Annotated in this window: 15 protein-coding genes; 8 read left to right on the plus strand and 7 right to left on the minus strand. The window is 65.8% G+C overall.

What is annotated here, in order from left to right:
• Positions 1-81: 81 nt before the first annotated feature.
• From L1892_RS20430 to benA, 4 genes are all read right to left on the minus strand, one after another.
• Positions 82-2,751: a helix-turn-helix transcriptional regulator gene (locus L1892_RS20430; RefSeq protein WP_235725481.1), complete on the minus strand. Its 2,670-nt coding sequence runs from the start codon at positions 2,749-2,751 to the stop codon at positions 82-84.
• Between the two features lie 46 nt (positions 2,752-2,797).
• Positions 2,798-5,560, minus strand: a complete 2,763-nt coding sequence (benC, locus tag L1892_RS20435) for a benzoate 1,2-dioxygenase electron transfer component BenC (protein ID WP_235725482.1) — start codon at positions 5,558-5,560, stop codon at positions 2,798-2,800.
• A gap of 12 nt (positions 5,561-5,572) precedes the next feature.
• Complete coding sequence (gene benB / locus L1892_RS20440; protein WP_272492746.1) at positions 5,573-6,106, minus strand: benzoate 1,2-dioxygenase small subunit; 534 nt, start codon at positions 6,104-6,106, stop codon at positions 5,573-5,575.
• A 238-nt stretch (positions 6,107-6,344) separates the two neighbouring features.
• On the minus strand, positions 6,345-7,727 hold the full coding sequence (gene benA / locus L1892_RS20445; protein WP_235725483.1) for a benzoate 1,2-dioxygenase large subunit: 1,383 nt from the start codon (positions 7,725-7,727) through the stop codon (positions 6,345-6,347).
• Positions 7,728-7,958: 231 nt separating this feature from the next.
• Here benA and L1892_RS20450 point away from each other — a divergent pair, with 231 nt between their 5' ends.
• The 6 genes from L1892_RS20450 to L1892_RS20475 are packed head-to-tail and all read left to right on the plus strand — an operon-like array spanning position 7,959 to position 13,379.
• Positions 7,959-8,894: a LysR family transcriptional regulator gene (locus L1892_RS20450; protein WP_235725484.1), complete on the plus strand. Its 936-nt coding sequence runs from the start codon at positions 7,959-7,961 to the stop codon at positions 8,892-8,894.
• Positions 8,891-9,997: a mandelate racemase/muconate lactonizing enzyme family protein gene (locus L1892_RS20455; protein WP_235725485.1), complete on the plus strand. Its 1,107-nt coding sequence runs from the start codon at positions 8,891-8,893 to the stop codon at positions 9,995-9,997. The genes L1892_RS20450 and L1892_RS20455 overlap by 4 nt, the downstream gene beginning before the upstream one ends.
• Positions 9,998-9,999: 2 nt before the next feature.
• Positions 10,000-10,284, plus strand: a complete 285-nt coding sequence (catC, locus tag L1892_RS20460; protein ID WP_235725486.1) for a muconolactone Delta-isomerase — start codon at positions 10,000-10,002, stop codon at positions 10,282-10,284.
• A 57-nt stretch (positions 10,285-10,341) separates the two neighbouring features.
• Positions 10,342-11,217: a catechol 1,2-dioxygenase gene (catA, locus tag L1892_RS20465; RefSeq protein ID WP_235725487.1), complete on the plus strand. Its 876-nt coding sequence runs from the start codon at positions 10,342-10,344 to the stop codon at positions 11,215-11,217.
• A gap of 4 nt (positions 11,218-11,221) precedes the next feature.
• On the plus strand, positions 11,222-12,817 hold the full coding sequence (locus L1892_RS20470) for an AAA family ATPase (RefSeq protein WP_235725489.1): 1,596 nt from the start codon (positions 11,222-11,224) through the stop codon (positions 12,815-12,817).
• A gap of 16 nt (positions 12,818-12,833) precedes the next feature.
• Positions 12,834-13,379, plus strand: coding sequence for a molybdenum cofactor biosysynthesis protein (locus tag L1892_RS20475; RefSeq protein ID WP_235725490.1), 546 nt, complete (start codon positions 12,834-12,836; stop codon positions 13,377-13,379).
• Positions 13,380-13,402: 23 nt separating this feature from the next.
• On the opposite strand, the gene L1892_RS20480 is transcribed toward L1892_RS20475, so the two are convergent.
• Positions 13,403-14,356 carry a proline dehydrogenase family protein gene (locus L1892_RS20480; protein ID WP_235725492.1) on the minus strand — a complete coding sequence of 318 codons (954 nt, stop codon included), beginning with the start codon at positions 14,354-14,356 and terminating at the stop codon, positions 13,403-13,405.
• Complete coding sequence (gene pruA / locus L1892_RS20485; RefSeq protein WP_235725493.1) at positions 14,353-15,993, minus strand: L-glutamate gamma-semialdehyde dehydrogenase; 1,641 nt, start codon at positions 15,991-15,993, stop codon at positions 14,353-14,355. Before pruA ends, L1892_RS20480 begins: the two co-directional genes overlap by 4 nt.
• Before the next feature lie 105 nt (positions 15,994-16,098).
• Between pruA and L1892_RS20490 the strand changes: the two genes are divergently transcribed.
• Both L1892_RS20490 and L1892_RS20495 read left to right on the plus strand, forming a co-directional pair.
• Positions 16,099-17,700 (plus strand): PucR family transcriptional regulator, encoded by a 1,602-nt coding sequence (locus L1892_RS20490; RefSeq protein WP_235725495.1) that lies wholly within the window; start codon positions 16,099-16,101, stop codon positions 17,698-17,700.
• A gap of 10 nt (positions 17,701-17,710) precedes the next feature.
• Entirely contained in the window at positions 17,711-18,082 is a 372-nt protein-coding gene (locus tag L1892_RS20495; RefSeq protein WP_268900523.1) for a TraR/DksA family transcriptional regulator, read from the plus strand.
• A gap of 186 nt (positions 18,083-18,268) precedes the next feature.
• Here L1892_RS20495 and L1892_RS20500 read toward each other — a convergent pair whose 3' ends face one another.
• Positions 18,269-20,440 (minus strand): glutamine synthetase III family protein, encoded by a 2,172-nt coding sequence (locus L1892_RS20500; protein ID WP_235725498.1) that lies wholly within the window; start codon positions 20,438-20,440, stop codon positions 18,269-18,271.
• Positions 20,441-20,516 lie beyond the last annotated feature (76 nt).

Below are 20,516 nucleotides of genomic sequence, written 5' to 3' on the forward strand. Positions count from 1 at the left end.
CCTAGCGGCTCGTCGACTCGACCAGCGATTGTGTGGGTCGTGGACTACTCGACCATCGGCTCGGGCTGTCGAGCCGCTGGCTCACTCGGCGGTCGACGGCCGGCGCAACGCGGCGAGCTCGGATCGGGAGCGTACGCCGAGCTTCGCATAGATCCGGGTCAGGTGGTATTGCACGGTCTTTGGTGAGATGAACAGTTCCGCGGCCACCTCCCGGTTGGACAGTCCGCGCGCGACGAGTGCGGTGACCGCCTCCTCCTGTGGCGTCAGTTCCACATCACCGCGTTCGCCGCGGCTGACATTCAGACCGCCCGCCTTGAGTTCTCGCTCGCAACGCTCGACGTAGGTGGTCGCGCCAAGCGAGACGAACAGTTCCCGGGCGGTACCGATCACGGCGTCGGCCGCGCGTCGCTTCCCGGCTCGGCGCAAGGTCTGACCGTACGCGAAGTTGACCCGGGCGCGGTCGTATCGCAACGGCAGGCCGTCGAGCAGTTCGAGTGCTTCGGAGAAGGCGCGTTTGGCCTGGTGGATGTCGCCGATGGCGCCGAGATACCGTCCGCGCGCGTACTTCAGTCGCGCACTCGCCGACCGATGCCCGCGCTGCTCGGCGAGCGTCTCGTAGGGCGTCAGCAGAGCATCGGCGGATTCGAGTTCGCCGCCGATGACCAGGGCGTTGGCCAGCACGTCGACCCACGGCCACCAGCCGGGCTCGGCCAGGCCGGGCACGTCGGCGGCCATCGTCACCAACGGTTCCAGGATGCGTCGCACCTTCTCGTAATCGGCAGCCGCTTCGGCGATCTGTGCCCGGGCCAACAGCTCTGGAATACGCATGATCTCGTAGTCGCCGACGCTGGTGGCGGCGTCGGCAACGCTGCGCTCGGCGTCGGGCCAATCGCCGCGCAGCGAATGGATGGCGGTTGCGGTCCAGTTCAACAGCGGACTCGCGAGCTCGATACCGCTGCTGCGGGCCAGTGCTCGACCCTGCTCGACGTTGTGCAGGGCGCTTTCCCAGTCGCCGGTGAGGAATTGTGTGCGCGCCAGCCACGCCAGTGCCCACAACGAGATGCGGGTGGAACCACCGAGTGTTGCCATCGAGACCGCAGTCTCCAGATTGCTACGCGCGGCCCCGACATCGTCGAGACCCAACTGAAGCCAGCCGCGACCCATGGTGGCCCGCTGCGCTTGCGCCCCGAACCGGATCCGATCGGTGAGATCGGCGTACTCGGCCGTCGCCTCGGCCGGTCGCCCCGACCATGCCAGGCCCAGACCGCGAATCACCGCAGCCTCGACCCCGGCCGGGGATTGGCTGCCCGCCATGGTGATTGCCCGGTCGGCCCATTCGACGAGTTCGTCGCCCTGACAGCGGACCAGATTGTGAAGAACGTAACGCTGGGCGATCAGGGCTGCGATGTCTGGTTCACGGTCGAAGTTGACGATGTCCCATGCGCGATCCAGACGAACCCGGGCTTCTGCGGCTCGACCGCGGAGGATTGCCAGATAGGCGAGAGTCGCGTTGCGCAAGGGGGTTTCACGCAGGCTCTCCACCAGGGGTACCAGTGCTGCCGCGCCAACACAGTCGCCTGCGGCGAGCAGGGCGTCAACCGCGAGGGTGACGCGGGTGTCACGCGGGACCGGGTCGGACGTGAGTCGGGCCGCTTGGCGGAACAATCCGGCCGCTTCGGCCCAGGCGCCGTCGGCAGAGCGACGACGCGCAAGGTCATCGAGGTCATTCGCCAGTTCGGGATCGGTTGTCGGGGTGGCGGACACCTGGTGATGCATCCGACGTGCCGGGTCGCTCACCAACTCGGCTGCGCGGTGGTGTGCGGCACCGACGGCCTCCATCCCCATGATCTCGAGCACTGCCGCACGGATGAGCGGATCGGTCGGTCGCGGTTGTGCGTCGGCGGGTGTCAGCGCCGCCCCGAGGGTGATGAGCCCACTGTCGCCGGCTTCATCGAGCGCCGCCAGCGGGGCGTCGAGTCCGGCGAGCGTGACCGCCGTCGAGAGCGGTTCGCCTTCATCGACGATCATCAGCGACTCCACCAGCGCACGGGCGGGCGCCGAGCATTTGTGCAGCCGCGTTCGGACGTCGTCGACCAGGTAACTCGGTGCCGGCAGCGCGATCCCGGTGCGTGACCACGTCCCGGCAGGCAGCTCATCGAGCAGGGACACGATGTGCCGAGGATTCCCGCCGGTGTGGCGGGTGAGGCTCTCGAGCATCGCCGGGTGCAGCACGATTCCTCGCTGCGCTGCGAGTTCGGCCACTGCGGGAGCAGCGATACCACGAAGTCGCAGCTCGTCGGCGAGGAGACCGGGCGGTCGGCCGATAGTGGACGGCGTCATCGACATCACCACCAGCGTCGGACGATCGCGCTGTTCGCGGATGACCGCGAGCAACGTTTGCATCGACTCCTCGTCTACGAACTCGGCGTCGTCGATCGTGATGAGGGTGGGCGCGTCGAGGTCACCGAGCACGTCGGCCAGTGCCGCCCTGCTGGCGTCGGACGACTGGGTGAGCTGACGCAGCACACCACCCGCGGACTGGTGATCGGAAGCCGACGCCTGCGCGTACAGCGTGCGTGCGGTGTCCGCAGACTCGTTGTGCCGGTTCGCAAGATGGGTGAGCAAGGTCGACTTGCCGATGCCCCGCTCGCCGATGATCATCATGAACTCGGTCCGGCGGGCGGCGTGGCTGCGGGCGAGGATGGTCGCGATCTCCTGCTCCCGCCCGACGCAGGCGGCGACGACCATCATCGCCCCATCGTATGTCCGAACCGGGGTCCCGCGGTGCCGAACACCGTCAGCCCAGATCTCCACCCGCGACCGGCAGCACCGTGCCGGTGATGTAGGAGGCCTCGTCGGAGGCCAGGAAGCAGATCGCCGCAGCCTGCTCATCGAGTGTGCCATAGCGGTTGAGCAACGACGACGACAACGTCTGGTCGATGTGCGCTTGGAACCAGTCCTGTTCGGTCGCATTGGCCGGCGTCGGAGTGCCGCGCGATACCCGGCGCGGTGGTGCCTCGGTGCCACCCGGCGCGCTGGCGACCACCCGGATGCCCGACTCCGCATATTCCATCGCCAGCGAGGCGGTGATCGCGTTGATGCCGCCCTTTGCCGCGGAGTATGGAATGCGGTTGATACCGCGGGTGGCCGCCGACGACACGTTCACGATGACGCCGCCGCCGTGGGCCACCATCGACGGCAATACCGCCCGGCACGCGAACAGCGTCGTCATCAGTGAACGGTCGATCTCTGCGCGGATCTCGCCGTCGGTGAACTCGGTGAACGGCTTGAAATTGATGGCGCCCCCGACGTTGTTGATCAGCACGTCGACCCGGTCGAAGGCCGTGAGCGCCGAGGACATCACCGCTTCCGCGCCACCGAAATCCTCGAGGTCGGCGATCGCGGGTACGGCGGCGGCGCCGGACGCGGTCAGTTCGTCGGCCAACTCGGCCACCAGGTCCGACCGGTCTGCCAGCACCAGTTTGCCGCCCTCGGCGCTGATGCGGCGCGCGGTGGCCGCGCCGATGCCCTGCGCGGCGCCGGTCACCACGACGACCTTGCCGGCGAAACGGCCGGGGGTGACGAAACGCGGCCGACGAGCGGCCATCTCGTCGGCCATCGCACGCCGCATGGTCTGCTTGGAGCGGTCGGCGTGCGCGGCGATCAGAGCCCGCGCGGCGTCGCGGTCGCCCGACTCGAAGGCGGCGACGATGTCGACGTGGTCGCGGGCACACAGCGGATGACACCAGGTGGCGTTGCGCAGCACCTCACTCATACGTCCTTTCACGCCCAGAGCCTGATATGCGTCGAGGAGATGAGTGTTGCCGGTCAGGCTGAACAGGTAGTCGTGGAAGTTGGCATTGGTCTCGGTGTACTCGGCGGCATCGACGAATCGATCGCCGTCTACGAACGGCAACGTGGTCTCTGCCAGAAGTCGGTACCCGGCGAGCTGTTGACTGGTCAGTCGTCCGAAAGTCAGTTCCAAAGCGCCGAGTTCGAGTGCGGCCCTGGCCTCGAAGAGCGCGTCGGACTCGTGGATCTCCGGATGCTCCTCGCCGATCTGGTAGCCCTCGGGCGTGATCGTCGTCGTGTCGGGAGTGCCGACCGCCGGCGTGTCGTCGGCCACCGCTGACGCCGAACCCGTTTCGGGTACCGAGAGCGGCTCGATGTCGCTGGGGACGAACACCTCGTGGCCCGCGATGCCCCGCGCGTCGACGAAGATGAGTCGACCATCGTCGGGGTCGATATCCGCGTTGTTCCCGGTGGAACGCCACACCTGCTGGCCCGCGATGCGGAATCGGCTGTCGTCGTCGGTGGATTCGGCAACCGGCCCCCACCACGGCGAGAGCTCGACCGCCGGCAAGGTGATCTGCCCGGCGATCGCGCGTGCATCGCCCGTGGGGATCACGCTGTCCTCGACGGTGATCACAGTCTGTGCCACGTCGGTTGCCGGAGTCTGGGCGACCGAAGTGGTGGATGCCGACGGAACCGCGAGCGCGAACTTTTCGTAATAGAAACCGGTCGGATCGATGCCGGCGTCGGCCACGTGGGTGCGGACCGACTCGACCATCGGTGGGGGTCCGCACAGGTAGATCGCAACGTCACCGTCGTAGAGGTGGTCCGGAGAGATAAGACTCATCACATAGCCCTTGTTGGGAGCGGTGCTGTCCGGGTCGGAAACGCAGTGGTCCCAGGTGAATCCGGGCAACTCGCGGGCGAAGTACTCGATCTCGTCGAATGCCACCAGATCGGTGTCGGTGGACACACCGTAGATGAGGTGCACCTTGCGACGACTGTCGTCGTCCTGCAACTTGCGCAACATCGACAGAATGGGTGCCAACCCGGTACCGCCGGCCAACAGCAGCACCGGTCGGGCGGCCTCGCGCAGAAAGAAGGAACCATGCGGTCCGGTGAAGGTGATCGCCTCCCCGCGGGCGGCGCGTTCGGTCAGGTACGTCGACATCGCGCCGCCCGGCGTCAGCTTCACCAGGAAGACCAGTCGTTCTTCATGGGGTCCGTTGGCGAACGAGTAGGAGCGCGTGAGCAGTTCGCCCTGGCCGTCGTCGGTGCCGGGTACGGCGATGTTCACGTACTGGCCCGGGAGGAAGGCCAGATCGCCGCGGTTGGCGATTTCGATCACCAGCCGCATCGTCGACTCGGACAGGCGTTCGATCTCGACGACCGTACCGGTGAATGTCGAGGCCTGGGTCTTGGCGATGTCGGAGGTCGCCGGGATCTGCAGCACCAGATCGGATGTGGGCTTCATGCAGCAGGGGAGTGCATAGCCCTCGGCGGACTCCTCGGCTGACAGTGCGTCCTCGATGTAGGTGCCGCCATCGTAATCGCCGGATTCGCAGAACGACTTGCACGTTCCGCAGGCGCCGTCCCGGCAGTCGAGTGGAATGTTGATGCGCTGACGATAGGAGGCGTCGGCGACGGTCTGGTCCTCACGACAGGTGATGAACCGGGTGACACCGTCCTCGAAGGCCAGCGCGACCTGGTGGGTGCGGTCGTCGGCGCCGGTGGGCGCGGACAGGTCTCGGTCGGTGGTGACAGTCATCTGCTCGAATTCCTAGAAGTGATAGACGTCCACCACATGGTGGATGTAGTCGTTCTTCAGCACGATCGTCTTGCGACGGATGAGTGGCTGCTCACCGGAGAAGTCGATGGTATAGAACGAGGTCCCGTAGTACGGGTCGACGGTGTTGTACCGGAAATACATGGTGTGCCAGTTGAACCGAACGTCCACAAGGTCGCCACGCCGTTCGATCACCTCGACATTGGTGATGTTGTGACTCGTCCGCGGCTCCGGCAGTGAGGTGGCCGACGACCGTTCGGTGCGAATGCGGAACACCCGGTCCTCGAGGCCGCCCTTGTTGCCGTAGTAGATCAGCGAGATCTCGCGCTGTGGATTCTCGGTCAGACGGTCGGCGTCGTCCCACGACGGCATCCAGTAGACGACGTCGTCGGCGTAGCAGTCGAGCCATTTCTCGAACTCGCGGTCGTCGAGGTACCGGGCCTCGCGGTAGAGGAACTGCTCGATCATGTTCTGGGTGATGAGCTTTTCTCCAGTGGTGGTGGAGGTTTCGGGCTGGGTGGAGGTCATGGGGTGGGTCCTGTTCGGAGTTTGGCGGGTCAGGTCGCCGGGGTCTCGATACGCCCTCGGCTAGCGCCTCGGGCTACTCGACCGGCGGGATGGGGCGGGGTCTCGATACACCCTCGGCTAGCGCCTCGGGCTACTCGACCGGCGGTCGACTGCTGATCGAGTAGCCGCGAACGGAGTGAGTGGCGTATCGAGATCGCGGGGTGGCGGGGCTCGATACGCTCTCGGCTGGCGCCTCGGGCTACTCGACCGCCGAAGGACTGTTCTCTTCCTGGGCGGCCGCCTTGCGCATTGTCTCCAGCCAGTAGCCGTGCTGGACGGGATACAGGCCTTCGTCCTCGTTCCTGACTCCTGCGGAGATGACACCGGTCATGCCGAGGGTTTCCGCGACGGGATCGGGGCCACTGAGCCAGTGCTCGGCACCGCGGCTCATGTCGTTCCACGGCGCGGCCTGCGCGCGGAAGGTGAGCTGGCAGGAACGGAACTCCTCGAGATCGTCGGGCGTCGCCATACCCGAGGCGTTGAAGAAGTCCTCGTACTGCCGAATCCGGTGGGAGCGGGCGGCATCGCTCTCTCCCTTCGGGGCGATGCAGTAGATGGTGACCTCGGTCTTGTCCGGCGCAATCGGCCGGAAGTGACGGATCTGAGTGGAGAACTGATCCATCAGATATACGTTCGGGTACAGGCAGAGGTTGCGTGAGCCCTTCACCATGAATTCGCCCTTGGCGTCTCCGAACTCCTTCTTGAGCTCATCCATCTTGTCCCAGAGAGGCCGGTCTTGGGGGTTGGCCGCCCACGTCCACAGGCACAGATGCCCGTTCGGGTACGACCAGTACCCGCCACCGGATTTGCCCCAGCCACCCGCGTCGAGTGCCTTGGTGTCGTTCTTCGACTCGCCGGTGGAGCGTCGCGAGGTGGTAGCCGCGTAGTTCCAGTGTGTCGCGGTGACGTGGTAGCCGTCGGCGCCGTTCTCCGCCTGCACCTTCCAGTTGCCGTCGTAGGTATAGGTGGAGGCACCGCGCAGCACCTCGAGGCGCTCGGGAGACTGGTCGACCAGCATGTCGATGATCAGCCGGGTGTCGCCGAGGTGATCGTCGAGCGACTGCACATCGTCGTTGAGGCTGCCGAACAGGAACCCGCGATAGTTGTCGAAGCGTGCGACCTTGGTGAGGTTGTGCGAGCCGTTGACATTGAACGTGTCCGGGTAGCCCGCGTCGTCGGGGTCCTTCACCTTGAGCAACGTGCCGTCGTTGCGGAAGGTCCAGCCGTGGAAGGGGCAGGTGAGAGTCATCCGATTGTCTGTCTTGCGCCGACAGATCATCGCGCCCCGGTGCGCGCACGCATTGATCAGGCAGTGCAGCTCGCCGTTCTTGTCGCGCGTGATCATCACCGGTTGCCGGCCGATGTAGGTGGTGAAGTAGTCGCCGGGGTTGGGCACCTGACTCTCGTGCGCCAGGTAGATCCAGTTGCCTTCGAAGATGTGTTTCATCTCCAGTTCGAAGATGTCCTCGTCGGTGAAGATACGGCGGTTGGCCCGGTAGATGCCGGCTTCGCGGTCGTCGATGACGGCATCGGTGAGAACCGAGTGCACATGCTGCAGGTTGTCGGTGATCGACGCGGTCATGTCCTACCTCCAAGAGTGTGGGCTGTCCTCTGCACTCTCGCATCGCGTGGCCTCTGTCACCCCAGGAACATTGCCAGTCCTGACCCAGCATCCTATTGATCGATGCGATTCATTAATAACGGGAAATCATGTTCTTGTCTGGTATGGATCATCGGCCTACCGTTGGGACAGACGTGGTGCCGATCACAGCGGACCACTTTCAATGGTGAGAGAGACAGAGAGTCGCACGACATGGAGCTACGGCATCTTCGCTACTTTGCAGCGGTCGCCGACACCTGCCACTTCGGGCAGGCGGCAACCCAGCTGCACGTGGCTCAGCCGGCTCTGTCGTATGCCATTCGCCAACTCGAGTCCGAACTCGACGTCACCCTGTTCACACGCACCACCCGGCAGGTGTCGCTGACACCCGCTGGCGAGTATCTGCAGGGGGAGGCGGCACGAATCCTCGCGGGTGTCGACGATGCCGTCGAAGGTGTCCGGCGCATCGCCGCGGGACGCAGTGGCGTCATCCGGTTGGGTCTGACGGGCATCGCCGCGTTCTCCCACCTTCCTCGCATCGCGCGGGTGGTCAAGCGGGAGTTGCCGGATGTCGACCTGCACATCCAATCCGACATGCTGACGCCGGTGCAGTGCGACAGCCTGCGTGCTCTGTCCATCGACCTCGGCGTGCTACGGCCGCCGGTGGTGGGCGACGGTATCGCCATGCGTTTGATCGACGTGGAACCGATGGTGCTCGCGGTGTCGGTGGACCATCGCCTCGCGGTGGAACCGGTGGTCGCCGTGGAGGATCTGCGCAACGAGATGTTCGTGATGTACGACAGCCAGGACTCCGCGGTCAACGATGCGGCGGTCCGCACTTGCCACCGCGCGGGTTTCGTGCCACACCGCGCGCACCGGGCGCCGGGCACGGCGGTGCTGCTCGCGCTGGTGGCCGCCGGGATGGGCGTCGCGGTGGTGCCGGCGTCGGTGCGATCACTTCCGCTGGAAGGGTTGGTCATTCGCGACCTGGTGGACGCCGGCAGCGTCGAACTCGCCCTCGCCTGGCGTGGCGGCCAGGACAACCCGGTGGTGCACAGCGTAGCCGAGGTCATCGCGGCGGCATTCGCCGCGGACTCGGTCGTGCCCCGTCGCTCCCCGAACGACACCTACGTTGGAGAACAGCTATGAAGATCACTGCAGTGGAGGCGATACCATTCGCCATCCCGTATTCGAAACCATTGCGGTTCGCCTCCGGCGAAGTGCATATCGCCGAACATGTGCTGGTGCGGGTGCACACCGACGACGGCATCGTGGGGGTCGCCGAAGCTCCACCGCGCCCATTCACCTACGGCGAGACTCAGGACGGGATCGTCGCGGTGATCGACAAGGTGTTCGCACCGCAGGTGATCGGTCTGACCCTGCTCGAGCGTGAGGTGGTGACCGGCCGGCTCGCCCGAACCGTGGGTAACCCCACAGCGAAATCTGCAGTGGACATGGCGATCTGGGATGCACTGGGAAAGTCGCTGGGACTACCGGTGGCCGAGTTGCTCGGCGGCTACACCGACCGCATGCGCGTCAGTCACATGCTGGGTTTCGACGACCCGGCCACCATGGTCGCCGAGGCCGAGAAGATGCGCGATACCTACGGCATCACCACCTTCAAAGTGAAGGTGGGGCGTCGGCCGGTACACCTCGACACCGCGGTGGTGCGCGCTCTACGCGACCGATTTGGTGCCGATGTCGATCTCTACGTGGACGGCAATCGCGGCTGGACGGCGTCGGAGTCGGCGCGGGCGATGAAGGAGATGGCCGACCTCGGTTTGCTGTTCGCCGAGGAACTGTGTCCGGCCGACGACGTGATCGGCCGGCGATGGCTGGTCGGGCAGCTCGATGTGCCGTTCATCGCCGACGAGTCGGTGCCGACTGCCGCCGATGTCACGCGGGAAATCCTCGCGGGAGCCGCCACCGCCATCAGCATCAAGACCGCTCGCACCGGCTTCACCGCGTCTCGCCGCGTCCATCATCTCGCCGAAGGACTCGGACTCGAGGTCGTGATCGGCAATCAGATCGACGGTCAGGTCGGCACGGCCTGCGCGCTGGCATTCGGGACGGCGTTCGAATCGACCTCGCGCAATGCCGGTGAGCTGTCGAACTTTCTGGACATGACCGATGACCTGCTGGCGCATCCGCTGCAGATCAGTGACGGCCACCTGCACCGGTGCGCCTCCGCCGGAATCGGGATCGAGATCGACCCGGACAAACTCGCCCACTATCGAACCGATCGGAGTTGACGATGTTGTTCCACGTACGGATGGATGTCCACATCCCCGGGGACCTCGATCCCGACGTGCGCGCAGAGATCGTGGCACGCGAGAAGAGGTACTCGCAGGATCTACAGCGCAGCGGTAAATGGCCGCACATCTGGCGGATCGTCGGCGAGTACTCCAATTACTCGATCTTCGACGTGACCGACAACGACGAACTGCACGAGATCCTCTCCGGGCTCCCGCTGTTCGCCTACATGGACATCGCGGTGACCCCGCTGGCCACCCACCCCTCGGATATCGCAGCGGGCTGAGACGGCCCTCATTCCGCATGCGTCAGCCCACCGGCCGATCAAGAAGGAGCACGACCCATGACCGACATCAGCTTTGACGCCGAGGTCACCGCCAAGGCCGCCGAATCCGGCGCCAACGCTTCGGCGCGATTCCGCGAACGGATGGCATCGGCGGGTACCCGCGAGGGTGTCGTCGACACCGCCCGCGTCGACTACCTGGCCTCCAAGGTCATCAAGGGCCTCAACGACATCATCCTCGAGGACAAGGTCAGCTACGCCGAGTACAACGCACTCAAGGCGTGGCTGATCAAGGTCGGCGAGGACGGCGAATGGCCGCTGTTCCTCGACGTCTGGCTCGAGCACTCCGTCGAGGAGGTCGCCAGCGAGCACCGAGAGGGCAGCAAGGGCACCATCGAGGGGCCCTACTATCTGGACGGCTCACCGGAATTGGAGTGGAACGGCACCATCCCGATGCGCGACGACGAACCGGGCACGCCACTCGTGTTCGCGGGCCAGGTGCGGGCCGTCGACGGCACTCCGCTCACCGGCGCCAAAGTCGAACTGTGGCATGCCGACGACCTCGGCTTCTACTCCCAGTTCGCCCCGGGCTTGCCGGAGTGGAATCTGCGCGGTACCTGGACTGTCAACGAGGACGGCCGATTCGAGATCCACACGCTGCGTCCGGCGCCCTACCAGATCCCGACCGATGGTGCGTGCGGCCAGCTCATCGCGGCCGCCGGGTGGCACGCCTGGCGCCCGGCCCACCTACACTTCAAGGTGAGCGCACCCGGCCATGAGCTGATCACCACCCAGCTGTACTTCCCCGGTGATCCGCACAATGACGACGACATCGCGTCGGCGGTCAAGCCCGAACTCATGCTGGATCCGAGGGAGAACCCCAACGGCGAAGGCGTCGTGGTGGACTACGACTTCGTCCTCGACCCCGAGCGCTGAACGGATGCTCGTCGCACCCACCGCGGTGGTCGGTGCCACGTCCTGCGCTGACCTCGCCGGCGTGCGACACCAGGCTCAGTCGTGGCGGTCCGCGGAATTGGCGATCGCCGATCGGGATCTCACCGACGCGGCGCTGGCCGACCTGGCCGAGACCGCGCAGGCACACGGGGCGGAGTCCTTCGCCCGCGCGGTCAATGCGATCCAGTCGGCCCGCGCCGGTAGGTTCCCGGTGATCCCGCACATCGACGCCGCCACCGAGATCTTCCGCAGTTTCCTGCGTGCGGACATGATCGACGGCTGGCTTTATGTGCGGGAATCCGACGGACATCTGCATCCGTATCTGGTCACCGACATCACCCTGGAGCACGCCGACCGCACCCACGGGCCGCGCATCAAGGTGACGATGGAGGCCGACAACGCGACGGTCAAGCGCCCGTCGCGGGCACCCCGGCTGCTGGTGTTCGAGGAGACCGAGGTGGTCGGCAAGGTACCTGCCGATGTCCTGGCCGCCGGCGGGGCCTACAAGGAGACGCCGGAGCTCAAGGCGGCGTATGAGATTCGGCGCGACCGATACCACGAGGTGATCGACACCGGGTTCGGCACCCAGTTCCGGTTCACCGGCCGGGTGATCCGCACCGACGACTACCGTGCACCGAACAAACGCGACAACCGCAAGGTGATCCAGGACGTCGCGCCGGGCGAGATCGCCGCCCTGCGGATGGTCGCGCCGTCGATCCTGTTCGGTGACGACGAGTCCGGCACCGACTACGGTCCGGTGCCGGTCATCACAGCAGTGCGCGTCTTCGATCTCGGGGCGCAGGATTTCCTGGACGTCAACACCGCCGACCTGGATACCTATGTCTACGATGTGCATCTGCAGGACAAGCTGGTGTTGCCCGACGAGCAGCGGGAACTGCTGAACATCTTGACCACCGACATCTCGGTGTTCACCGGAGACATCATCGATGGCAAGTCGGCCGGCAACGTGATCCTGGCCAAGGGGCGACCGGGCGTGGGGAAGACGCTCACCGCCGAGGTGTACGCAGAGGTGACGGGGCGCCCGCTGTACTCGATCCATTCCGGCTCACTCGGCACCACCGCCGAACTCGTGCGCAAGAATCTCGAGGTGATCTTCGACCGGACCAAGCGCTGGGATGCGGTGCTGCTGCTCGACGAGGCGGACGTGTTCGTGATGGAGCGCGGCCTGGATCTGGCGCAGAACGCCATAGTCGCCGAATTCCTGCGCACTCTGGAGTATTTCGACGGTTTGCTGTTCCTGACGACCAATCGCGTCGGCGGTGTCGACGAGGCGATCCTGGCGCGCTGTGCCGCTGTCATCGAGTATCAGCCGCCGGGGCCCAAACACGCCCGGGAGATCTGGCAGATCCTCGCGGCCGGCAACGATGTGGTGCTCGGCGAGGATCTACTCGACGACCTCGTCGGCGGCTTCCCCGACATCACGCCGCGCGACATCAAGATGCTGTTGCGGCTGGCACTGCGGATGGCGCGGCACCGCGAGGTCGAACTCGATGCGTCGGTGTTCGCGAGCAGTGCGGTGTTCCGCGGGCTGCACTACGTCTCGGCGCGCGAGCGCGGGTGACTTTACTCTCGAGGGCGTGGAGTACTCTTTCGAGATCGTCTCGCTGTTGGTCTCACCGGCCCACGCGTACTTCGGCAGACCGAAGGACGGTCCGGCCGTGCTGGTGCAGACGTCAACGCCGGAACAAGTGGAGATCGTCGCAGACAAGGGAATTCGCGGCGATCGCTTCTTCGGCGTCCGTGCGCACACCGAGGCCGCGGTCACCTTTCTCGCACTCGAGGCGTGGCAGGCCGCCGCCGGAGACGTCGACCCCTCAGTGGCGCGACGCAATGTGGTGGTACGCGGCCTCGAACTCGACCCGTTGCGAGCACACGAGTTCACCATCAACTCCGGGAGCGGCCCGATTCGCTTCCGTGGCGGCCGCCCGGCACACCCGTGTTCCTGGATGGACACCGTTGCCGGAGAAGGGGTGCGCAAGGCGCTGATCGGTCGCGGCGGCCTGCGGACGCAACCGCTGACCTCAGGTGTTCTGCACGTAGGTCCGGCCGTCCTCACCGCCGATGTCGATCTCGACGCTGCTCGGGCCGCCGATCAGGTGAAACGGGCTCAGCCGCTGCGGTGATGGCCGTGGTTCTCTGTGTGCAATCAGCCGGCCAGCGCGCGTAAGAAGAATCCGAGATTGGCCGGCTTCTCGGCGAGTCGGCGAACGAAGTATCCGTACCACTCGCTGCCGTACGGGATGTAGACGCGTATACGACGACCCGTGGCCGCCAGCCGCTTCTGTTCATCGGAGCGAATTCCGTAGAGCATCTGGTGTTCCCACGAGTCCGGGGTACGTTCGAGTTCATCGGCCATCGTCTGCGCCGCGTCGATGATGACCGGATCATGGCTGGCGACCATCGGATACCCGTCGCCCTTCATGAGGATTCGCAGGCAGCGTAGGTAGGACTCGTCAGTGAGTTCGCGAGTCGGATAGGCGACCGACGCAGGTTCGGCGTAGGCGCCCTTGCACAGCCGGATCCGCGCACCCGATCTGGCGAACTCGACACAGTCGTCCTCGGTGCGGCGCAGGTATGCCTGTAGGACGGTGCCGACTTCTGGGAAATCACTGCGCAGGCTGCGGACGATGCCGAGACGTGTCTCCACGCCCGTGTGATCCTCGGCGTCGATGGTGACCAGCACACCCGCGTCGTGTGCCGCGGCGGCGATCCTACGGGCGTTCTCCTCGGCGATCTTGGCGCCGTGGTCGGACAGGGATTGGCCCAGCGCGGTGAGTTTCACCGACACCTCCAGGGCAGTGGTTGCGGTCCCGGCCAGGGAAAGCCGCCCCATCGCTGTGATGAGGTCGAGGTAGGCCTCGACAGTGGCCGTGGCCTGCGCGTCGTCGGTGGTGTCCTCACCCAGGAAGTCGACGCTGACCGCGAGTCCCGCATCGAGCGACCCGTGAATTGCGGCGAGGACGTCGACCTGCGTCTCCCCGGGAACAAACCGCTCGACCACCTGCCGGGTCATCGCCGTCCGCTGTGCGGTCTCCCGGATCCGGTTGCTGCCGGCGGCCGCGAGGATCATCGGTCGCAGGGTGGCGTCGAACAGACTCATGACAGATCGCTGCGCATGTGCGGATACGACGATGCGGTCGGTGGCACGAAGGTCTCCTTGATGGTGCGGGTGGAGGTCCACCGCATCAGGTTCGCCTTGGAGCCGGCCTTGTCGTTGGTTCCCGATCCGCGGGCGCCTCCAAAGGGTTGCTGGCCGACGACGGCCCCGGTCGGTTTGTCATTGATGTAGAAATTGCCCGCCGCCTGCCGCAAGACGCCGGACGCGTTCGCGATGGCGTCGAGGTCGGTGGCGATCACTGCGCCGGTCAGCGCATACTTGGCGGTCGTATCCACCAGGCGCAAGGTGTCGTCGAACGTGTCGTCGTCGAAGACATGGACCGCCAGGATGGGACCGAAGTATTCCGTGGCGAATGCGTCATCGGTCGGATCATCTGCCAGCAGAACGGTGGGTCGGACGAAATAGCCTTCGCTGTCGTCGCATTCGCCACCGGTGGCCACGGTGAGATGGGGTACCGTCTTGGCGCGATCTATGGCGGCAACGCTCTTGGCGAACGCACGACGGTCGATGACCGCGCCACCGAAGTTCGACAGGTCACGCACATCTCCATAGGTCAGTTCTGTTGCTTCGGTGAGGAAGTCATCACCCATGCGGTCCCACACCGAGCGGGCCACGTAGGCGCGTGAGGCGGCCGAACACTTCTGCCCCTGATATTCGAAGGCGCCACGGATCAGGGCGGTGCGTGCGACGTCCGGGTCGGCCGAGCTGTGGGCGACGATGAAGTCCTTGCCGCCGGTTTCCCCGACGATGCGAGGATAGTTGCGGTAGCGGTCGATGTGGCCGCCCACCTCGCGCCACAGGTGCTGGAATGTCGCCGTGGAACCGGTGAAGTGGATGCCCGCCAGATTCTGGTTGGGTAGAACCACCTCGGAGAGTTCCTTCCCGTCGCCGTGCACGAGGTTGATGACCCCGTCGGGCAGTCCGGCGGCACGTAACAGTGCCATCGTCTCGGCAGCGGCATATGCCTGGGTGGGTGAGGGTTTCCAGATCACGGTGTTGCCCATCAACATCGGAGCCGTCGGCAGGTTGCCGGCGATGGCGGTGAAGTTGAACGGGGTGATGGCATACACGAAACCGTCGAGCGGCCGGTGGTCGAGGCGGTTCCACACCCCCGGTGATGAGATCGGTTGCTCGGCAAGGATCTCACGGGCAAAGGCGACGTTGAATCGCCAGAAGTCGATCAGCTCACAGGGTGCGTCGATCTCGGCCTGCTGCACCGATTTCGACTGTCCGAGCATCGTTGCCGCGGCGATGCGCTCACGCCACGGACCGCTCAACAGATCGGCCGCGCGCAGCAGTACGGTGGCGCGCTCGTCGAATGTGGTGGACGCCCACTGCGGCGCCGCCACGAGCGCGGCATCGACCGCCGCGCGGGCGTCGTCGTGGGTCGCGTTGGTGATGGTGCCGAGGACCTCGTGGTGGGCATGCGGCTGGACTACATCGACGAGTGGGCCGGTGCCGGAGCACTCACGCCCGCCGATGATGTGCGGCAGGTGCTGCGGGTCGGCGGCGGAGCAGCGGTCGAGTTCGGCGACGATCAGGCTGCGTTCGGCGCTACCCGGCGCATAGGTGTGTACCGGTTCGTTGGTCGGTCGAGGGGGACTGGTGACGGCATCCATGTGCTTACTTCACCGCGTGTGCGGCGACGAGGACATGGCTCATCGGCCAACGCGATATCGGACTCTTTGTCGGATCGAACAACGAACCGCAGGCATACTGGAATCATGTCCGTGTCCGCAGGTGTATCCATCGGACGGCTGCTACTGGCCTTGGACCGTACGGTCGCGCAGTTGATCACCGCACCCGCGGGTCTCGACGCGATCGTCTCCTCCGCAGCGCTGCTGGATGTCGACGACGTCCGTCTCGGTCTGGGACGCGCGGCGCGTGGAGCGGACATGTTCCTGTTCGTCGGGGTCCCCGACGACACGCTGCACAGTTGGCTGTGCGGCCTCGACTCCCGCGCGCCGGTCGCGGTGTTCTGTAAATCGCCATCGGCGCAGGTCGTGGTACGTGCAGAGGCCACCGGAACCGCGGTGGTCGCCGTCGACCCGCATGCCCGATGGGAGCGGATCTATCACCTCATCATGCGCGTGCTGGAGGCCGAGGCGGGCGGTGAGTCGCAGGGCGAATCGATGCGGACGGGCGCCACCGGCGACCTCTTCGACCTTGCGGCCGAACTAGCTCGACGCACCCGTGCTCTGGTGAGTATCGAGGACGAACGGTCGCATGTACTGGCCTACAGCCGCGCCGGCGACGAAGCGGACGAATTGCGCAGGCTTTCGATCCTGGGCCGCGAGGGTCCGCCGGAGATGATGGCCTGGCTGCGGACCTGGGGGGTGATGGACACGCTGCGCACGTCGTCGGAGGTGATTCGGGTGGACGAACACGCCGACCTCGGCATCCGCGCGCGGCGTGCGGTGGCGATCCGGGCGGCGGGCTCGGCGGTGGGGGAGTTCCTCGGGGCCATCTGGCTGCAACGAGGCGCCGTCGACTTCGCCGAGGATACCGACGACGTGTTGACCGGCGCGGCCGCCGTCGCGGCGCGGGTGATCTCGCGTGGCCGGGCCCGCGGGAACGACCACGCCGTGACCGTCCGCCGGCTACTCGGGGTACGCGGTGAGATCGTGGACCCCGAGTACCTTGCGGCGCAACTCGGAATGGTGCCTGACGCGACCGTAGTGGTGGCCGGTCTCGCGTCGTCGCCGGCCGGATCGATCGGCCCAGGCGAGCTTTCGGCGGTCACCCTGCACGCCAGCGCATTCAGCCCGTTGTCGGTGACCGGGACGCTGGGCTCCCGGATATATGTGGTCGCGCCCCGGGTGGCCGCCCAGGCGACGGTGGCGTGGGCGCGAGCGGCGATCGACGCAGCCGAGCGACAGTTCGGCGCCCGCCTGCGGGTGGTCGTCGCCGGCCCGGACGTCGGACTCGAATCGGTGCCGAGGCTGCGCGGCCAGGTCGATCGGGTCCTCGATGCGGCCGAACGTGAGGGCGAATTGATCGGCGACGTCGCCACCGTCGAGGAATCGCAGACGGGTGTGTTGCTCGGTGAGATCGTGGCGCATCTGGCAGCCAACCCCGAACTCGTGGACAGTCGGGTTGTCGAGCTGGCCGACACCGACGAACGCACGCGAAGCCAGTTCACCATCACTCTGCGCACCTACCTCGACCACTTCGGCGACGTCCGTACGGCGGCTGCGGCGCTTCATGTACACCCGAACACGTTGCGTTACCGCATTCGTCGGTTACAGGCGCTCACCGGAATGGATCTGGACGATCCCGCGACGCGGCTCGTGGTGGCGCTGTCGTTGAGGGCTATACGTGGATGAGGGGATCGAGATGACCGGCGACGCCCGCGACGCCATCAGGCGCGTGCTGGACAGTGAACGAACCGAGACGACGCGACTCATCGAACAGCTCTCGGCGCGTCTGGCGGCGGTGATCGAGGCGACCGCGGACTCCAGCTCCGACGACGAGCACGACCCGGAGGGGTCGACACTCGCGGTGGAGCGTGGCCAACTGGTCGCGCAGCTGGAGCGGTCGCGGGTGCGACTCGACGAACTCGACGCCGCGCTGAGCCGCGCGGACGCTGGTACCTATGGGCGGTGCGAGCGCTGCGGTGAGCCGATCTCCGATGCCCGGCTCGAGGCCCTTCCGGCCGCGCGGTTGTGCATCGGTTGCGCGTCGCGAGGTTCGACGCGTCGGTGGTGATCTGCCGCTCCGGCAACGCAGAACCACGCTGTGCTCATCGAAGCGCACCCCACTCGGATACGAACCCCGTACGGAAAGCGAAGTGCCCCAGAGAACACCCGCTGTTCGGGTTGTTCTCTGAGGCACTTGTCGCCGAAGCGTGGCCGGGCGGCCGAGCGCCGCCCGGCGCTGATCAGCGGGCGGTGATCAGAGGATGGTGAGCATCTCGTGATAGGTCGGCAACGGCCACAGGTCGTCGGCCACCATGGTCTCGAGCTTGTCGGCGACCTCCCGGACCTCGGTCATCGCCGGGATCAACGACTTCAGCGCGTACTCCGCTTCGGCCTCGACCGAGTCGCCGTGGAATTGGTCGATGGCCTCTTCGAGCGTGACCATCGCGGTGTAGAGATCCTTGAGGTTCTTGGTCACCGTCAGCATCACCGGATGGTCGGTCTCCACGCCCGCGGCCTTCAGGCTCGCCGCGGTTGCGGCCAGTTCTCCCTGGTAGCGGTTGGTGGCGGGCAGGATCATCGTCTTCGCGATCTCGAGGGACTCCTTCGCCTCGACGAGCAGCGCGAGCGCGTACTGCTCGAGGACGACCTCCTTGCGCGCCTCGAGCTCACGGTTGCTCAGGATGCCGTAATCGCTCATCACCGACTTGATGGCCGGCTCGTCGAGCTGCGCCATCGCGTCGACGGTGGTGCGCAGGTTGAGTAGGCCGCGTGAGGCCGCTTCCTCCTGCCACTCGTCGGAGTAACCGTTGCCGTTGAACACCACTTTGCCGTGTTCGACGATGATGTCGGAGAGCAGCTTCTGCACAGCAGAGTTGAACTCGGTGCCGTCGGAGAGTTCCTTCTCCAGGAAGGTGGCGACGTAATCGAGGGAGTCGGCGAGCATCGCGTTGATCGCGATCATCGGGTCGGCGATCGACTGGTTGGAGCCGGGGGCACGGAACTCGAAGCGGTTGCCGGTGAAGGCGAACGGGCTGGTGCGGTTGCGGTCGCCGGCATCGGCCTTCAGCGGCGGCAGGGTGTCGACGCCGAGTTCGAGCACACCGGTCTGCTTGGATTCCTTGGCGCCGCCCTTGGCGATCTGGTCGAAGACGTCGGCGAGCTGGTCGCCGAGGAAGATCGAGATGATGGCCGGCGGCGCCTCGTTGGCGCCGAGGCGATGGTCGTTGGACGCCGAGGCGATCGAGGAGCGCAGGAGCCCGCCGAACTTGTGCACGCCGCGGATGATGGCGGCGCAGAAGACCAGGAACTGCTCGTTCTCGTGCGGGGTGTCGCCCGGGTTGAGCAGGTTGCCCTGGTTGCTGTTGCCCAGCGAGAAGTTCACGTGCTTGCCTGACCCGTTGACACCGGCGAACGGCTTCTCGTGCAGCAGGCACACCATGCCGTAACGCTCGGCGACCTTCTTCATGGTGGTCATCATGAGCTGCTGGTGATCGTGGGCGAGGTTGGACTTCTCGAACACCGGCGCGATCTCGAACTGGCCTGGCGCGACCTCGTTGTGCCGGGTCTTGGCCGGGATGCCCTGCTTGAAGAGCTCACGGTCGAGTTCGATCATGAACGCCAGCACCCGGTCGGGGATGGCGCCGAAGTAGTGGTCGTCGAACTCCTGACCCTTCGACGGCTTGGCGCCGAACAGGGTGCGGTTGGTCGACATCAGGTCGGGACGCGAGAAGTAGAAGTGGCGGTCGATCAGGAAGTACTCCTGCTCGGCGCCGGCGTAGGAGACGACGGTGTCGATGTCGGTGTGACCGAACAGCTCCAGCACCCGCATGGCCTGCTTGCTCATCGCCTGCTGGCTGCGCAGCAGCGGAGTCTTCTTGTCGAGCGCCTCACCGGTCCACGAGATGAAGATCGTGGGGATGCACAGGGTGTTGCCGTTGGGGTTCTCCAGAATGTAGGCCGGGCTGGTCACATCCCAACCGGTGTAGCCGCGCGCCTCGAACGTGCCGCGCAGTCCACCGTTGGGGAAGCTCGACGCATCCGGTTCGCCCTGCAGCAGGGTCTTGCCCTGGAACTCCGCCAGCGACGCGCCGCTGGAGTCGGGCTCGAGGAAGGAGTCATGCTTCTCGGCGGTGAAACCGGTCAGCGGGTAGAAGACGTGCGCGTAGTGGGTGGCGCCCTTCTCGATGGCCCAGTCCTTCATCGCCACCGCGACGTAATCGGCCAATGCCGGGTCGAGCGGCGCGCCCTTGTCGATGGTCGCCGACACCGCCTTGAAGACATGTTTGGGAAGCCGATTCTTCATCACCCCGAGCGTGAAGACGTTGCGTCCGAAGGTATCTGCCAAGGGTTCGGGGAAGCCGTCGGTTTCCACCTCGTAGGTGGTCACTGCTTCGATGGCTTGACGGCGAGACATGCTGCCACTCATGGTCACTCCTGGGTTCGTCGCCTGCCGGACCACGGACACCCGACAAGCTCGTTGTGCAAGCGATATGACGCTATGA

Source organism: Gordonia tangerina, assembly GCF_021556435.1.
GTDB classification, from domain to species: Bacteria; Actinomycetota; Actinomycetes; order Mycobacteriales; family Mycobacteriaceae; genus Gordonia; species Gordonia tangerina.

Coding starts and splice junctions, on each gene's coding strand:
- L1892_RS20430 (WP_235725481.1), bottom strand. CDS start 2,751: ATGATGGTCGTCGCCGCCTGCGTCGGGCGGGAGCAGGAGATCGCGACC.
- benC (WP_235725482.1), bottom strand. CDS start 5,560: ATGACTGTCACCACCGACCGAGACCTGTCCGCGCCCACCGGCGCCGAC.
- benB (WP_272492746.1), bottom strand. CDS start 6,106: ATGACCTCCACCCAGCCCGAAACCTCCACCACCACTGGAGAAAAGCTC.
- benA (WP_235725483.1), bottom strand. CDS start 7,727: ATGACCGCGTCGATCACCGACAACCTGCAGCATGTGCACTCGGTTCTC.
- L1892_RS20450 (WP_235725484.1), top strand. CDS start 7,959: ATGGAGCTACGGCATCTTCGCTACTTTGCAGCGGTCGCCGACACCTGC.
- L1892_RS20455 (WP_235725485.1), top strand. CDS start 8,891: ATGAAGATCACTGCAGTGGAGGCGATACCATTCGCCATCCCGTATTCG.
- catC (WP_235725486.1), top strand. CDS start 10,000: ATGTTGTTCCACGTACGGATGGATGTCCACATCCCCGGGGACCTCGAT.
- catA (WP_235725487.1), top strand. CDS start 10,342: ATGACCGACATCAGCTTTGACGCCGAGGTCACCGCCAAGGCCGCCGAA.
- L1892_RS20470 (WP_235725489.1), top strand. CDS start 11,222: ATGCTCGTCGCACCCACCGCGGTGGTCGGTGCCACGTCCTGCGCTGAC.
- L1892_RS20480 (WP_235725492.1), bottom strand. CDS start 14,356: ATGAGTCTGTTCGACGCCACCCTGCGACCGATGATCCTCGCGGCCGCC.
- pruA (WP_235725493.1), bottom strand. CDS start 15,993: ATGGATGCCGTCACCAGTCCCCCTCGACCGACCAACGAACCGGTACAC.
- L1892_RS20490 (WP_235725495.1), top strand. CDS start 16,099: ATGTCCGTGTCCGCAGGTGTATCCATCGGACGGCTGCTACTGGCCTTG.
- L1892_RS20495 (WP_268900523.1), top strand. CDS start 17,711: ATGACCGGCGACGCCCGCGACGCCATCAGGCGCGTGCTGGACAGTGAA.
- L1892_RS20500 (WP_235725498.1), bottom strand. CDS start 20,440: ATGAGTGGCAGCATGTCTCGCCGTCAAGCCATCGAAGCAGTGACCACC.